General features: G+C 40.0%; 10 protein-coding genes and 4 tRNA genes. 11 read left to right on the top strand and 3 right to left on the bottom strand.

Translation table 11 applies throughout. The annotated features are described in order from the left end of the window. Nucleotides 1–31 precede the first annotated feature (31 nt). From ACED20_RS05890 to ACED20_RS05900, 3 genes are read right to left on the bottom strand one after another with little or no spacing between them, the layout of a single operon-like run. Complete coding sequence (locus ACED20_RS05890; protein WP_294221713.1) at nt 32–922, bottom strand: DMT family transporter; 891 nt, start codon at nt 920–922, stop codon at nt 32–34. Continuing rightward, nucleotides 909–1,562, bottom strand: coding sequence for a leucyl/phenylalanyl-tRNA--protein transferase (gene aat / locus ACED20_RS05895; protein WP_345766881.1), 654 nt, complete (start codon nt 1,560–1,562; stop codon nt 909–911). Before aat ends, ACED20_RS05890 begins: the two co-directional genes overlap by 14 nt. A 57-nt stretch (nt 1,563–1,619) precedes the next feature. Next, entirely contained in the window at nt 1,620–1,997 is a 378-nt protein-coding gene (locus ACED20_RS05900) for a DUF3127 domain-containing protein (protein ID WP_294199647.1), read from the bottom strand. Between the two features lie 177 nt (nt 1,998–2,174). Here ACED20_RS05900 and ACED20_RS05905 point away from each other — a divergent pair. The 11 genes from ACED20_RS05905 to ACED20_RS05955 all read left to right on the top strand — a co-directional run bounded on the left by ACED20_RS05905 (nt 2,175) and on the right by ACED20_RS05955 (nt 14,407). Next, a tRNA-Leu gene (locus tag ACED20_RS05905) sits at nt 2,175–2,256 on the top strand. A gap of 6 nt (nt 2,257–2,262) precedes the next feature. Next, a tRNA-Gly gene (locus ACED20_RS05910) sits at nt 2,263–2,338 on the top strand. Nucleotides 2,339–2,343: 5 nt separating this feature from the next. After that, a tRNA-Leu gene (locus ACED20_RS05915) sits at nt 2,344–2,427 on the top strand. 846 nt (nt 2,428–3,273) lie between these two features. Next, nucleotides 3,274–3,355 (top strand) — tRNA-Leu (locus tag ACED20_RS05920). Nucleotides 3,356–3,978: 623 nt separating this feature from the next. After that, nucleotides 3,979–5,493, top strand: a complete 1,515-nt coding sequence (locus tag ACED20_RS05925) for a retron St85 family RNA-directed DNA polymerase (protein WP_294240258.1) — start codon at nt 3,979–3,981, stop codon at nt 5,491–5,493. Between the two features lie 44 nt (nt 5,494–5,537). Next, the gene (locus tag ACED20_RS05930; protein WP_294240261.1) at nt 5,538–8,864 is read left to right on the top strand and encodes a WGR domain-containing protein; all 3,327 of its coding nucleotides are present in this window, start codon (nt 5,538–5,540) and stop codon (nt 8,862–8,864) included. Between the two features lie 3 nt (nt 8,865–8,867). After that, entirely contained in the window at nt 8,868–10,508 is a 1,641-nt protein-coding gene (locus tag ACED20_RS05935; protein WP_378103792.1) for an SWIM zinc finger family protein, read from the top strand. A gap of 199 nt (nt 10,509–10,707) precedes the next feature. Continuing rightward, a complete protein-coding gene (locus ACED20_RS05940) occupies nt 10,708–11,415 on the top strand; it encodes a response regulator transcription factor (RefSeq protein ID WP_294199643.1) in 708 nt (235 codons plus the stop codon). Further along, entirely contained in the window at nt 11,412–12,824 is a 1,413-nt protein-coding gene (locus ACED20_RS05945; RefSeq protein ID WP_294222244.1) for a HAMP domain-containing sensor histidine kinase, read from the top strand. Before ACED20_RS05940 ends, ACED20_RS05945 begins: the two co-directional genes overlap by 4 nt. Before the next feature lie 222 nt (nt 12,825–13,046). Next, the gene (locus ACED20_RS05950) at nt 13,047–13,541 is read left to right on the top strand and encodes a hypothetical protein (protein WP_294222241.1); all 495 of its coding nucleotides are present in this window, start codon (nt 13,047–13,049) and stop codon (nt 13,539–13,541) included. 23 nt (nt 13,542–13,564) lie between these two features. Next, nucleotides 13,565–14,407 (top strand): YoaK family protein, encoded by an 843-nt coding sequence (locus tag ACED20_RS05955; protein ID WP_294199639.1) that lies wholly within the window; start codon nt 13,565–13,567, stop codon nt 14,405–14,407. Nucleotides 14,408–14,626 lie beyond the last annotated feature (219 nt).

The following is a 14,626-nucleotide window of genomic DNA, read 5'->3' on the forward strand; positions in this document are numbered from 1 at the left end:
AAATACTAAAAATCCTGCAGTAATGCAGGATTTATTTGTTTATAATGTTCGGTTTCGCTCTTAAAAATATCAGCCCGGCAATGATAATGCCTGCACCTACAAACTGCGTTACAGAAAGCTTTTCGCCGTCCAGAACACCCCAGATGATGGCAACGATCGGCATCAGTAAAGTAACCGTGGAAGCAAATAGTGGTGATGAAACTTTTAGTAAACGATAGTTCATCATCATGGCGAGACCGGTTCCGAATACCGATAACAGGCTTACAAACATCAGTCCGGTCAGATGGTTCCGATCCAAGCTAAAGGTGGAGAAAAACCCGGTACCCATCAACGCAATCAGCGATGGCAGAAACAATACGAAAGAAAATACGAATGCAGAGAGTACAGTGGAAGAAACCTCCATGAGCTTTGATTTTACCGTTGTGGTGCTGATGGCATAGCATAAAGTTGCTGTTAAAAGCAGAAGGATGGGAATTAATTTAAATTCCCCCTCATCGCCGCTTCCGCCGAAAGCCAGAAGGCAAACTCCTGAAAAACTGATAAAGGTCCCGGTGATCTGCCGTTTTGTGGTTTCAAACTTCCAGACCAGTGCTCCGACGATTATCACGAAAATAGGCATCATTGAATTGATAATTCCGGCAATGCTGCTGCTTACTTTCGTTTCTGCAATAGGAAACAGGAACATCGGAATGAAATTTCCGGTAAAAGCGGCTAAAATAAGCCATTTTACATGTTTTTTCGGGAACAGTTTATACTTTGAAATCGCCACCGGCATCAGAATGATTCCTGCGATCAAGACCCTTAAAGCACCTACCTGATAAGGGCTGAAATGGTCTAACGATTTTTTAATTAAAATAAAAGAAGAGCCCCAGATCAGGCTAAGTACGACCAAAAGAATCCACTTCTCTTTATCTGCGTTCATTGTTTTCGTGTAAAATTTTTAAAAATTCTTTTTTGGCGATCATTCGTGCACCGAGGCTTTCAAGGTGTTCGGTGTGCGACTGGCAGTCGATGATCTCAAGGCTGTCCCTGTGGGTTTCCACAAAATGTATAAAGCCTGCTTTGGAAGCATTGCTTACTTTGGCAAACATGCTCTCTCCACAGAATACCTTACCGATCTGGAGCCCGTAAAATCCGCCGACCAGCACTCCGTCCTGCCATACCTCAATACTTTTTGCCAGCCCATATTCGTGCAACTGAATAAAAGTCCGCATCAGCTCGTCCGATAGCCACGTCCCGTCCTGTCCGCGGCGGCTGATTTCCTGGCAGTTTTTGATAACCTCCCTGAAATTTTGGTTTTCTGAAAAGGTAAAAACATTCCGGTCCAGTATTTTGCGCATGGATTTGGAAACTTTAAGTTCACCTGGAAACAGTACGAATCTCGGATCAGGACACCACCAGAGAATTTCTTCTCCGGGGTTGTACCAGGGAAAAATACCCAGCTGATAAGCAAACCATATCCGCTCGATCGAGAGGTCCCCGCCGAGGGCTATAACTCCTTCGTGCCCGTCGTAAATTTCCGGATCGGGAAATGAAATCTCGTTTTCGTCTAATCGGAACATATTCGGAAAAAAAATCCCGCCGTAAAAGCAGGATTTATATTTTATGTCATCTTTTAATTAGAAAGGAAGATCGTCGTCGTCGTCTCCTGCAAAAGGATTCTCGTTGGAAACCGGGGAAGCCGATTGAGAAGGAGCTGCCTGGGTGGGTTCTGAACCGTTTTCAAAAACTTTCTCCACTCTCCATCCTGTAATAGAGTTAAAGTATTTGGTCTCGCCCTGAGGAGAAACCCATTCTCTCCCTCGGATGTTGATTCCCACTTTTACGTTTTCACCTTCTTTTAAATTATCCAATAAACTGATCTTGTCAGACAAGAATTCGATGTTTATAGGCTGCGGATACTGCTCCTGCGTTAAAATAACCATTTCTCTCTTCTGAAAGCCACTTGCAAAAGTCTGTGGATCAAATATTTTCTTTACCGTTCCTTGTAATTCCATATCATATTAATTAACGGTGTAAAAGTAAGAAAATCAATCGTAATAAAGAGTATGCCGAAAAAAAAATCTAAAAATTTTAATTTTTTTCGTTGAAAAGTTTGGAGATAAAAGAAATTCTCCTATCTTTGCACCACTGAAAACGAAACAAGTTCTTTAAAATACAACTTAATAAAAACTGCGGATGTGGTGTAATTGGTAGCCACGCCAGACTTAGGATCTGGTGCCGTGAGGCGTGGGGGTTCGAGTCCCTTCATCCGCACAGTTTGCGAAAATAGCTCAGCTGGTAGAGCACAACCTTGCCAAGGTTGGGGTCGCGGGTTCGAATCCCGTTTTTCGCTCCACGCCTGCCCTGGTGGTGGAACTGGTAGACACGCAGGACTTAAAATCCTGTGCCTCTTTTGGCGTGCGGGTTCAAGTCCCGCCCGGGGTACAAAAAAGCCTCCGTAATGATTCATTACGGAGGTTTTTTGTTTTTACAGCTCGCTCCGGTACCGGATAATTTTTCCATGATTTAGATAAAAATAGCTTTGTACCACGCTAATCTATTGAGAGGCGGTGTGAGAGTCTTTTTATCTTCTATTTTCTCTTAACAGCAGGCAAACAAGATCATTTAATCGGTAAGGCGGGTAACGATACATCAGCAGAAGAAACTTCCGGCATCCAGTTTCCTTTCTTCCTTTCAGCCTGTCTTCTACTTCGGATTTACGGTATTTACCGCCTCAGCTTTTCCAATAAACTTACCTCCTCATTCCACTTTTTTAATTCTATGTTGTAATGGTCTTGTGTTTTTGTCAACCTCAAGGTATACGGAGTTGCTTTTTTATGGTTTCCATTTTCAAATTTTTACAATCGCTCATTCATTTACACTTCAAAAATGAGTGTAATTTAAAAACATAACAAATTTTGAATAATAAAAATCCATGGGCATTTTGAAAAATTCCAAAAAATAAAGACGGAATTTTAAAATTTATAATCACAATAAAAAATAGGGTAAACAAGTTATAATAAGCCTGCCGGATTCCCTTTATTAAGAAATTATCGCCATGGTTAACAGACATTTTTGCATGAAGTAAATGATCCTTTTAATCTGTTTGAATGTAGCTTTAACAAAATGGCAAAGCTCTTTTGTTCAGAATTATACGTCCGGTATGTAATAATCGGTCAACCGGAATAGGATTTTTTTTGCTTACATTCAGTTACTTATTGTTTCGGATATACAAATTTATAATCTCCGTTTCCATTTTTCCTAAAAAAATCTTATGTTTGTACCCTTAATGCGGATGTGGTGTAATTGGTAGCCACGCCAGAATCAGGATCTGGTGCCGCAAGGCATGGGGGTTCGAGTCCCTTCATCCGCACATTTTTTGGAAATTGATGAATATGTAAAAAGTATTCAATCAAGCAGATCTTAGTCTGTTTTTGCTTTCATTATATTGTTAGCAAAACGTCTGAAATCAGATTAAATTCGTTTCCTTCTCGGTTAAGTAAAACCCTTTGTAAATTTATTCTACAAAGGGTTTTACTTTTAAATAGTTTTTCCGAAATTCATTCAGTCGAGTTTAATATTCCGTAACCTTTGGAAAGTATCATTTGTATTTTCGTGTCTTTAGAAATGTTCTTTCTTAAAGTAAGTATTGGAGCAGTGTGCAGCCCTTTCAAAAAATAAAATAGTGCAGATAATATTGGGTACAATTGTAATTTTTAATATATTTGAAAAAGATAGATCCTTGCTTTTCTTTTTTAAGAAATGATGATGTTTCGTCATCGATGTGAAATTGCATAGCTTACTTCACTACATACTATCTTAATGGTGAAAATGGTACTGGTAGGTACCTTTTCAGTTCATTTTCCGGGAAAATAAAGGTACCTACCAGTACCATTTTCTGGAGTTGATAGATATAGTCCTTAGAAAATACGAAGGTTTATCAAAAGCAAAGCCCTATTCAGTTATAGGGCTTTTCATTTAAAAAAGCACACCTCCATGTCACAAAATCTTAGCAGACAACAGATTTACGACCGTATAAAAGCTTCTTCCAAAGACAACTACATCTTAGAAGAGATGAAGAGACTTGGTTTCTGGGAAGAAACTTCCACCCCTTCCTTACCCGAACAGTTGATTCAGAAAGAAGCTATTCTGCAAAAAGAATTGCAGGAGCTGATTGCAAAAAACAGGAAATATGAAGATCAGGAAGAGATGCTTCGGGAAATGCGTAAAAAGCGTATGCAGGAAGCAAAAGCGAAAAGGGAAATAACAAAACGGGAGAACGAAAAAAAACGCCTCGATAAAGCTGATTCCTGGAAAAAATTGCAACAGCAACAGGTTCTCTATCTGGGTGAAAATGTTTCAAAAGGGCTTCAGCAAAAGGAATCCGACATTGAAAAGCTGCATCGGCTTTCACTTCCCGTTTTTGAGGATGTATCAGATTTCAGCCGGCAATCAGGATTTAGCCTCTCTCAGATCAGATATCTTGCTTTTAACAGGAATGTTTCGGAAAGAATACATTACCATATCTTCGAAATTTCTAAAAAATCTGGCGGAAAAAGAAAAATATCTGCTCCGAAACCCCAGCTGAGGTTGTTTCAGCAATGGATTTTAGATAATATTTTAAACAGGCTTCCGGTAGAAGATGTTGCACATGGTTTTGTCTCCGGAAAATCAATTGTTACGAATGCAGCACCGCATTTGGGAAAAGCTGTTATCATTAATATCGATTTAAAGGATTTTTTTCCATCCATAAGTTATAAAAGAGTAAAAGGTCTGTTTTCAAAACTCGGATATTCGGAACAGCTTTCAACCATCTTTGCATTGATCTGCACGCAGGCACATACAGAAGAAGTTTTAATAGATGGTCTTACCTATTTCGTTCAGAAAGGGGAACGTTTTTTACCGCAGGGCTCGCCCGCAAGCCCGGCAATCAGTAATATGATCTCCTATAAATTAGATAAGAGATTACAGGGGCTGGCAAAAAAACTAGGGTTTACCTACACACGTTATGCGGATGATCTGACGTTTTCTGCCGACGGGGATGCAGAACATAATGCCGGCAGGCTTTTGTATTTCGTTAAAAAGATTATCAGTGATGAAAATTTTACAATTCATCCGGATAAGCTTCATATTATGAGACGGAAGCATCAGCAGAAAGTAACCGGAATCGTGGTTAATGAGAAGCTGAATGTAGAACGTGCAAAACTCAGAAAATTCAGGGCGCTCCTGCATAATATTGAAATTAACGGCTGGCAGGATCAGACCTGGGGCAGGGCAGATCATCTCATCCATGCTGTTGAAGGTTATATTAATTTCGTCCATATGGTAAATCCTTCCAAAGCATCTGCTTTTAAAGAAAAATTAAAAACAATTATTACCAGACACGGAGTTCCTTTTGTTGAAGTCAATGAAATAATCCCCGAAGTACTTGAGCCCGCCGAAAATACTGAAACTGAACGGAAAATAATCGTTATAAAAGAAGAAAAAGCAGACTGGTGGAACATCTTTTAATCTAGCCAAGGATATAAATATCAACATCTTAACTCAAAAGATAGATGAAAATTATTAAACAAGCCAAACTTTTTTTCCACGAAGGAAAATCTGATAAAGTTTATGAAATAGACCTTTGTGAAATAAATCCGGATGTATTTATTGTAAATTTCCGCTATGGAAGGCGGGGAGCTGCATTGAAAGAAGGAAGTAAAACACCTGATTTTGTCTCTAAGGAAAAAGCAGAAAGTATTTTTGATCAGCTTGAAAAGGAAAAAAGAAATAAAGGATATCAGTCTGAAATCGAGGTGTTTGTAGAACTTCCGTCGCTTGATGTCGTGAATATGAATTCAGCAGAAGGTGTTATTCTAAAACGTCTTGAGGATGCAACGCTGGGAATCAATTCTTTCAGAACGGAGTGGAAAACTTCCCGTGTCATTTGGAAAGCAGCCCAGATGAAAGTGGAGGCTGCCATACCTTATATCTTGAAACTTGCAACGAGAGGTAATGAAATGCAGTTGTATGCTTCTGTTTTCGCGATCAGAACTTTAAAGATTACCCAGGCTTCCGAACTTCTTTACAGCATTGCCCATAGTACAAGGCATAAACGATATATCAGAAATGTTGCGATCGATGCGCTTTTGGCAATTCATAAAGATTCCGGGCTGGAAAAAATAGTTTCCGAATTACTGGAAAGCCTGCCTTCGAATATCAAAGATTTTATTGACAGAGGAGATTATGAGAGCTTGAAACAGCATTATTCCGGAAGATTTCAGAATAAAGAAAAAGCGGAAGAGCTGGTTTACCTTTATCTGTTGTCGAAGCCTTACCCTTCACTGGTTCGGTTCATTGAAGAGATCCTCTGGGAAATCCCTTTCGAGCCGCCCTATTTCAGACATATCCGGGCTATTTATAAATTAGCGCGTTTCAGGGATGATGCGCAGATCTTGGGAGTGCTTTCATTTTTATTTGAAAAAACCGCTCCCCTGTTTAGAAGAACAGCAAGCCTTGATAAAGAAGCCTGGAATCAGAATCAGTATTTTTACCAGATCGGAAGCACGGTAAATGTAAGAAAGGAACTTTCCGGTGAAGAGAGTAGAATTGCGTTTTCAAATTTCACCAAGCTTTATTTTCAGAAGAACAGCTTATACTATTTAAAAGAGCTTGGGCAGCAGAATAAAGTCGTGGAATATCTTAAGTTTGCGGTAAATACGCTTATTCAATATACCGATGAAAGCTATCTTCCGGCGCAAAAAGGCCCTTTGAGCGATTATGGATCTTACAATTGGAATGATAATAAATATTACTATACCGTAGTAGATTATCCCGAATGCTACCGCTCTCCGCTTCTTACAGTAATCCTTTTCGGTAATGACAGGAGCCGTAAAATGGGTTCAAATCTCGAATTCTACATTAAAAAAGAACGGTTTTACAGCACCGAATATTATTATCAGCCCAGTAAGATGACTAAAGTGGAGCAAAACACAACAGCATCTGAAGAGGGTTCCGAAAATAAAGAATCAGGATCATTGGATCAGATCATCAGTGTGTTTAAAACCATTTTTGGTTCACCTAAAGAGAAAGCATCCATTTCTCCGAAGCTGGCAGAACCTGTCATAAAAAAGGAAGAAAAACCGGCCAGACCCGAGCTCTATCCTGAATTTTGGGATCAAATCCCGGAGGCATATATCCAGCTTCTGATGCAGGGAAAAATGGATCTGGTGATGAAGTTTGCCTACGGGAATGTTTCTGCTCATCCAAAATATAAAGATTTACTTCAGAAAACAGATGCTGAAATGATGGTCGTTTTGTTTAATAAATCTTATGAATACCCTCAGAATTTCGGAATGGATGCCTTATATGAAAAGCAGGAAGAACTTAAGCAGAACGAAGGTTTTGTTGTAAAATTACTGGTATGCGAGAGTAAGGAAGCCAGGAATTGGTCCGTAACAACTATCAATAACAATGTCGGTAATTTTCTGGATTCCACAGATTTTATAATGTATTTAATGCTGAATTCACGAAAGGAATCTGACGAATTTATTAATGATCTCCTTCAGAAAGTTTCCTTATCCGAAGAAAAACAGAAAATACTTCTCGGAAAAGTAATCATCCAACTGCTTTCTCTGGAAAATACCGAAGGCAATAATACCGTGGCAGAATCGGCTGCGAAAAAGCTTAGAATAACATCCCTAGCACATTTTTCATCGATTGGCTGGGAAATTATAGCCCAGTTACTGACATCTTCTTTAAATAACAACAGTTTTTTGGCAAGCGAAATCCTGCTTTCCAAATCCGAAAAATATCCTTTAGCTGAAATTCCTGTTTCTGTTATTGAATTATTACTGAATAATACCAACGAAACCATCAGGACAAATGGGATCCGTATTTTAAAACAGCGTCCGGAAGAAGAAATCTGCAAAAACTGGCCGCAGCTGCTTGAATTGCTTTCTTCCGGATATCAGGATGTTGTGGAATGCATTTTTTCGCTGAATGACCGGCTGGATTCCCGTTCTGAAGTTCAGTTGCTGACTTTTGAAAGGCTTTTTGCCCTTCTTATGAAAGAACAGGAATTTAAAAACTCCCATCAGCTATTCAGAGATTATCTTGAAAAATATGTTCCGGAATATATCGTTAGTGTCCCTGTAAAAAGGATTATCAGATTGTTATTTGCAGACAGTGTAAAAAATCAGCTTTTTGGGCTGGAGTTGCTGAAAAAAGTAAAAGACAGCAACCGATTTACTTTAAAACAGATCATCGCACTCGCTGATCACGAATTTCTGGCAGTGCGGCAGTGGGCTTGGGATTTTTACAGAAATAATATTGAAAGAATAAAATCAGACCGCAATTACGCATTGGGTATTTTGGATGTACAGTGGAATGACAGCCGAGAATTTGCATTCGATTTCTTCAGAAATAAATTTACAGAAGAAGACTGGGATACGGACTGCCTGGTAGGTATTGCGGATTCTGTACGGCCTGATGTAGAAAATTTTGGCAAAAATCTTATTATGCAGTTTTTCAGGAAAGAACAGGGATTGGAATATCTCATCAAATTAAGCCAGCATCCGAGCCGGAATATGCAGCTTTTTGTAACGTCATATCTGAATGAGTATGCAGCCGGGCAGCCTGAAAAGCTTAAAGAATTAGACTTTTATTTCCGGTCTGTCCTTTCAAGGGTTAACAAATCCCGTACAGCCAAAAACAGGATTTTTGATTTTCTGGAGAAGGAAGGCCGGAAAAATGCAGAATCGGCAGAAATTGTCGGTAAAATCCTGGATGATCTGTCGGCAACTACCGCCATTCAGGATAAGGCAAAATGTATCGAAATCATTTCCGACCTTAAAATGATGTATCCTCAGCTGAATGTTCATCTTCAATTAATCCCTTAAGCCATGTTATTCGAATATAAATTTCATAAAAATACGGCTGTTGCCAATTCTGCGACGAGCACCCAAATGAGCTTTTCTCCGGATCTGCAGAGAGACCCGACGTTTTTCGTAGGAAAGCTGAATAAGAAACTCCCGTTTCGGGAAGCAATTTCTGCACTGCATGATGTTGTGGTTTCCGATCTTCGTTTTAAACCTAAAGACAGGGCGGAATATCATGAATGGGTTGCTGAACAGGAAAAACTGTGGCTGAGCGATTATATGGCTGCGTTTCAGGTGGAAGAAATCAGGAAAAGGATGGCCGAAGTAAGGGAAGAACTCGATCTGGTATATAAAGACAAAAATAGGATTTTAGGTCCTTTTAATACTGCTAAAAAAGCTTATTTCGATTATTTGTATCAAAAAGACAGAGATGCGTGGTTTGTCCTTGATCCTGTAATTACAGTTCATCCCGATGAAGTTTTTTTTGAATGCTTCAGTCAGGATGAATCCACTTATGGAAAACTGAGCAGCAGCTATAATGTCTTTACGGAGATCAGTGAATTTAAATACGGAACCACCAACATCGATTATTCCGCCTCGCTTTACAATGAGTTTCAGAAAATAAGAGGATACAAGGATACGGAATTTAAAATTGACCCTTCAGGATTTGAAGCGCTTACAACAAATGAAGAAGTGTATAAGGAAGAAAAGATAGACCTTCCGGATTCCTGGGTGCGTGGCTTTCTACAGGTAAGTTCTGCAATGACTTTACCTGCAACGGCCTTTGATCTTCACCCGATGGATATTTTTAGCATTTGTCAGTTTTTAAGAAGATTTAAAGAGAAAAAAGGCCCTAGGGCGCTGCGGTTTATTCTTGAACCGGGTAAACCTGTTCAGGCGGTTTTTGAACCGTGGTACGAAACGCTTACTTTTCATCGTTCCGTCTACACAGGAACTGAAAGTAAGACGATAAGAATCTGGGGAAGAAGAAGGCTGCTGACCCTGGAAAGATTAATTCCGATCGCCAAGAATTTCAGGGTAATTCTGATGGGAAGCGGATTGCCTTCCTTCTACATTGCAGACTTAGGAGATATGGCATTCACTTTAGGACTTTCAGGATGGACAACGAATGACTGGAGCCGGGCCGGAAATTTTGATCTTATGGCTCCCAGGGGTAATGTAGACCTTCTTACTCAGGAAAAAGTTTTTAATACATTAAAAGAAACCTGGTTCGGCACTCCCGCTGAGCTTGCAAGAAAATTAAACCTTGATACGGCTGCTGTTTCATCTTCGCTGACTTCCTATACACAGGCGGGAAGAGTGATTTATGATCTTAATCTTGGAGTATACAGGGTCCGTGAGCTTACTCAGGATCCTCTGGATATGTCGAGGCTGCGTTTTTCAAGTCCGCAGGAAGAGAAAGCCAGTCAGCTGATTGCATCTGATAAAGTGAAAATACGTTACAATGTGGAAGATGATATCCTAAAAATTGAGGGAACCGTTCAGGAATCGCAGGCCACTTATCAGACGGCAGCTTTTATTGATAAAGATCAGCGGTTAACCGATGGAAGCTGCCAGTGTGGATTCTACAGAACAAATGGTCTCAGACAGGGGCCCTGTGAACATATTCTTGCGACAAGAATGATGATTAATAAAAAGCATTAAAGGTTACGTGCTTTATGAATATCCGCAATAGTAATAATTAGTTTTCAACGGCTGTTTGTTATTCCGGGGAAAACTAAATTAGCCTTATTCCAGTGTGGTAAGATTCCGGCAGGAATCAAAGGACTGCTGATTTTAGCGTTACGATTAAGAGCAGACATTCATTTTGTTTTTCCTATTTTTGTAAAATTCCAAGTTTCAAATGAAAAAGATCATCCTTATCGAAGACGAAACCAGCGTGGTGTCCTTTATCAAAAAAGGCTTGCAGGAAAACGGCTATGAAGTTTCCGTAGCTTTTGACGGCCGGACCGGTATACAGCTTGTACAGTCGAACGATTTCGATCTGGTGATCCTGGATATTATGCTGCCGGAAATGAACGGATTGGATGTCTGCAAGGAAATAAGGAAAACCAATCAGCATGTTCCGATTTTATTTCTGACGGCATTGGGAACTTCGGAAAATATCGTCCTGGGACTGGAAAGCGGAGGGGATGATTATCTGGTAAAGCCTTTCAAATTTATTGAACTGGTGGCAAGGATCAAATCCCTCTTACGGAGAAGCGGGAAGGGCAGTGCTCCGGAAATGGCAGAGTCTGAAGCGGATCATGACCATGTCTTCCGGTTTTCGGATCTTATTCTAAACGACTACACCAAAAAAGTTACGCGGGGAGGGGAGGAGATCCCCCTTACTTCAACCGAATACAAACTGCTTTTATATTTTTTAAACAATCCTGAAAAAGTAATTTCGAGGGCCGAAATTTTGGATTCGGTGTGGGGTGTAAATTATGAGTTAGGAACCAATGTCGTGGATGTGTACGTGAATTATCTAAGGAAAAAACTCGACCATAACGAAGATAATAAATTGATCCATACGGTAATAGGAATGGGATATGTTCTTAAAAAATCATGATGATGTTTAACCGGGTGATCACAAATCAGACCAAAACAATGGTGCTCCTGATGTTGGTTTTTACTGCCATCATCTTGCTGTTCAGTGGATTGGTGTATTTTTCAATTGTGAACTTCTCACACCAGCGGTTTTATGAGCTGCTGAAAATCCGTACCACGACGATCATCCAGATTGAAAAAGGAAAAGATGATCTCGATCTTCCGGAAAACTATATTTTAAACGGACTGAATGACGAAGAGCTTCCCATGGAGCGGGATTATGTCTTTGCGATTCCCATGGATTCCAATTTTCAGAAAATTTCCGATGAAATTCATATTCCTGCTTATTTTTTCAAAAGTATCGTGAAAAAAGGAGAGGCCAATTATAATGATAAAGAGTTTTACTATATCGGGCAGACCTTCAGGCATGATGATAAAAATTATATTGCCATTGCCTCGGCCAAGAACCATTATGTGGTGTATTACCTCGGCTTCCTTAAACGGACACTGATCACCTGCATCGTTCTTTCGCTGTTCTTCAGTATGATTTTTTCCTTTTATCTTTCCAAGACCTTATTTAAGCCGATCTTAAAAATTACGGGAAAAGTTAAGGAGATCAGCTCTGAAAACCTTCACCTCAGGCTTGAACCCCAGGCTGATAATAAAGAGCTGAATGAACTTGTAGATACTTTTAACGGGATGCTGAACCGTATCGAGACTTCTTTTGAAACCCAGAACCACCTGATCGGAAATGTTTCCCATGAATTGCGAACACCGCTAACGTCGATTATGGGGGAAGCCGATGTGGCGCTTTCCATTTCCCGAACCAACGAGGAGTACAAGGAAACACTCGGGATTATTCTGAGTGAGGCAGAAAAATTAGACAAGAAAATCAAAGCATTGCTGATGATTGCCCAGACCGGATTCGACGGAAAGATTCAGAAAATGGACCAGGTGCGCATCGACCAGCTGTTGTGGGATGTCATTGAAACCCTACGGAAGATTGATTCCCGGAACAATATTTATCTGGACATCAGCATGCTGCCGGATAATCCCAAGAAACTGAAAGTCCAGGGGAATGAGCAGCTGCTTCATCTTGCCGTAACAAATATTATCCAGAACGGCTGCAAATATTCCAACTTCCAGCAGGTAAAGGTTTCGCTGGGAGCTACCGATACGGATGTTTATATCATTGTCAAAGATCATGGAATCGGTATTCCCGGACAAGAAATGAATAAAATTTACGATCCGTTTTTCCGGGCTTCCAATACTCAAAATTATGAAGGATACGGGATCGGCCTTCCGCTGGCCAGGAATATTGTCAGGATGCATCAGGGGGAGCTGATCGTAAATTCCTACGAAAACCAGGGCACTACCGTACAGCTGCGTTTCCCGAATTTCTACAATGCCCACGCTGAAGAGGGTATTTAAAAGAATTGTCAGTAAGTAAAATGTAAAAAGAGTCGGGTGTTTTTTAGCGGAAAAAAATTTCCAGCCTCCGTCTTTCTTCTTCCGGCCTAAACTGCTCCCCCCATTTTCTAATCACATTTTAATCTCTTTAATCACATTTTAATTCCATTCCAAAAGGAATCTAATTTGGTCAGTCTAGATTTGTATTATCAAAAAAGATATACGAACCTAAATCTTAGAAATATGACCAAGACGATTTTAATAGCCACCGATTATTCTCTTGAATCTTTAAATATTTTAAAGAAAGTCATGAGAGAAAAAGATGCTTCAGAAGACCAGAATCTATACAATATTCTTTTGGTTTCAGGGTACGATACGGGAGATTCCATCCGTGACCTTCTGTTCAATACGAAAAGTACGGTCTTTAATAAGCTGAGGCCGCAGGAATTCTGCGATGCTTATGGAATTATCAAAAATAAATATTCTCATTTAATCAATAAAATTGTCTGTGATATTTTCACCGGCAGCTTTCAGCGGACGTTTAACAATTACGTCAAAGCTGAAAATATTGAAGAGGCTTATTACTCGATGTCTGTCAGGGGCAAAGGAAAAGGGAAATTCGACCTTATTCCGTATATCAGAAAATGTAAAGACCTCACATCCCGCGAAATTCCTCTTGAAGTTTGCGACCGCCTTCCGGAAAAAGGAAGACTGGCAGAGATCTTTGTGGAAGCTTAAATTAAACTTTAAAAATTGTAAAAATGTTAAGGAATTATAGTAACAGCAGAACGTTGGGAGACAACATCAGATTGGGGACGCTGACTGCCTTTACGGCGGGTACTATAAACATTGCCTCTCTTCTGATTTTCCTCTCGTTTACCTCAAACGTTACGGGACACTACGCCATTTTCGCTGCAGAAATCAGCAAGGGAAACTGGTCACAGGTGGCCGTTGTGGGATTATGGATTTTCCTGTTCTTCTTCGGGGGATTTGTCTCGAACTTCATTGTAATCACCTTTAATAAAAAAAGCAAATACTTCGCTCACGCCATGCCGTTGGTCCTGGAAATTGCCTGTCTTCTGTTTGTGGGAGTTTACGGCCAGCTTTATTACCGGAAAACCTTGGAAGAGACCGAACTGCTGGTTGCGTTAATGCTGTTTGCTACAGGTCTGCAGAACGGTTTAACGGCCAGTATCTCCAACTTCTCGGTAAAGACAACCCACCTTACCGGTACGACAACAGACCTTGGAATTTTGTTTTCGATGTTTACCAAGAAAGAATTCAGAAAGAATGGGGAATTGGTCGCAAGGGCTAAATTGCTGATGAGCATCATGCTTTCGTATGTGCTGGGAGCCGTTTTTTCAGGACTGACTTATTATTACCTGGAATTCAGTGTGTTTTATGTAATCAGTGCCTGTCTCATGGTGGTTATCGGTTATGATGCATATAAAATCCATATAAGGCATTTTAATACCAAATACAGGTATAGTAAAATTTATAATAAGCCGAATCCGATTGCTGACCTGTATCATAAAATTCACGGAATCCCGGAAATTAAGGTTCCTGAAAGGCAGAAGAAAAGAAAGCTTGTTTTTGATGAATAAGCGCGTAACAAGCAGCAGCGAAACGGAAAAGTGTTGATAAGATTTTTCCATTCCATAACCTGAACTGCAAGTCTAAAAATAAAATGTTAATTAAGAGATATCAATATCAGTATTAATTTTGTGTAAACTAGCTGTGAATCAATCCTCTGAATGCCCCCGTGCAATCAGGGGATTGTGTTTTAAAGAAAGCCTGAAGCCAGGCCTCTGCAGCGCTGAACC

Origin of the sequence: Chryseobacterium sp. sg2396 (genome assembly GCF_042610505.1) — a bacterium.
GTDB lineage: Bacteria > Bacteroidota > Bacteroidia > Flavobacteriales > Weeksellaceae > Chryseobacterium.

What these genes read in the sequence shown, in the direction of transcription:
- ACED20_RS05890 (WP_294221713.1), bottom strand. Translation starts at nt 922, where the DNA reads ATGAACGCAGATAAAGAGAAGTGGATTCTTTTGGTCGTACTTAGCCTG.
- aat (WP_345766881.1), bottom strand. Translation starts at nt 1,562, where the DNA reads ATGTTCCGATTAGACGAAAACGAGATTTCATTTCCCGATCCGGAAATT.
- ACED20_RS05900 (WP_294199647.1), bottom strand. Translation starts at nt 1,997, where the DNA reads ATGGAATTACAAGGAACGGTAAAGAAAATATTTGATCCACAGACTTTT.
- ACED20_RS05925 (WP_294240258.1), top strand. Translation starts at nt 3,979, where the DNA reads ATGTCACAAAATCTTAGCAGACAACAGATTTACGACCGTATAAAAGCT.
- ACED20_RS05930 (WP_294240261.1), top strand. Translation starts at nt 5,538, where the DNA reads ATGAAAATTATTAAACAAGCCAAACTTTTTTTCCACGAAGGAAAATCT.
- ACED20_RS05935 (WP_378103792.1), top strand. Translation starts at nt 8,868, where the DNA reads ATGTTATTCGAATATAAATTTCATAAAAATACGGCTGTTGCCAATTCT.
- ACED20_RS05940 (WP_294199643.1), top strand. Translation starts at nt 10,708, where the DNA reads ATGAAAAAGATCATCCTTATCGAAGACGAAACCAGCGTGGTGTCCTTT.
- ACED20_RS05945 (WP_294222244.1), top strand. Translation starts at nt 11,412, where the DNA reads ATGATGATGTTTAACCGGGTGATCACAAATCAGACCAAAACAATGGTG.
- ACED20_RS05950 (WP_294222241.1), top strand. Translation starts at nt 13,047, where the DNA reads ATGACCAAGACGATTTTAATAGCCACCGATTATTCTCTTGAATCTTTA.
- ACED20_RS05955 (WP_294199639.1), top strand. Translation starts at nt 13,565, where the DNA reads ATGTTAAGGAATTATAGTAACAGCAGAACGTTGGGAGACAACATCAGA.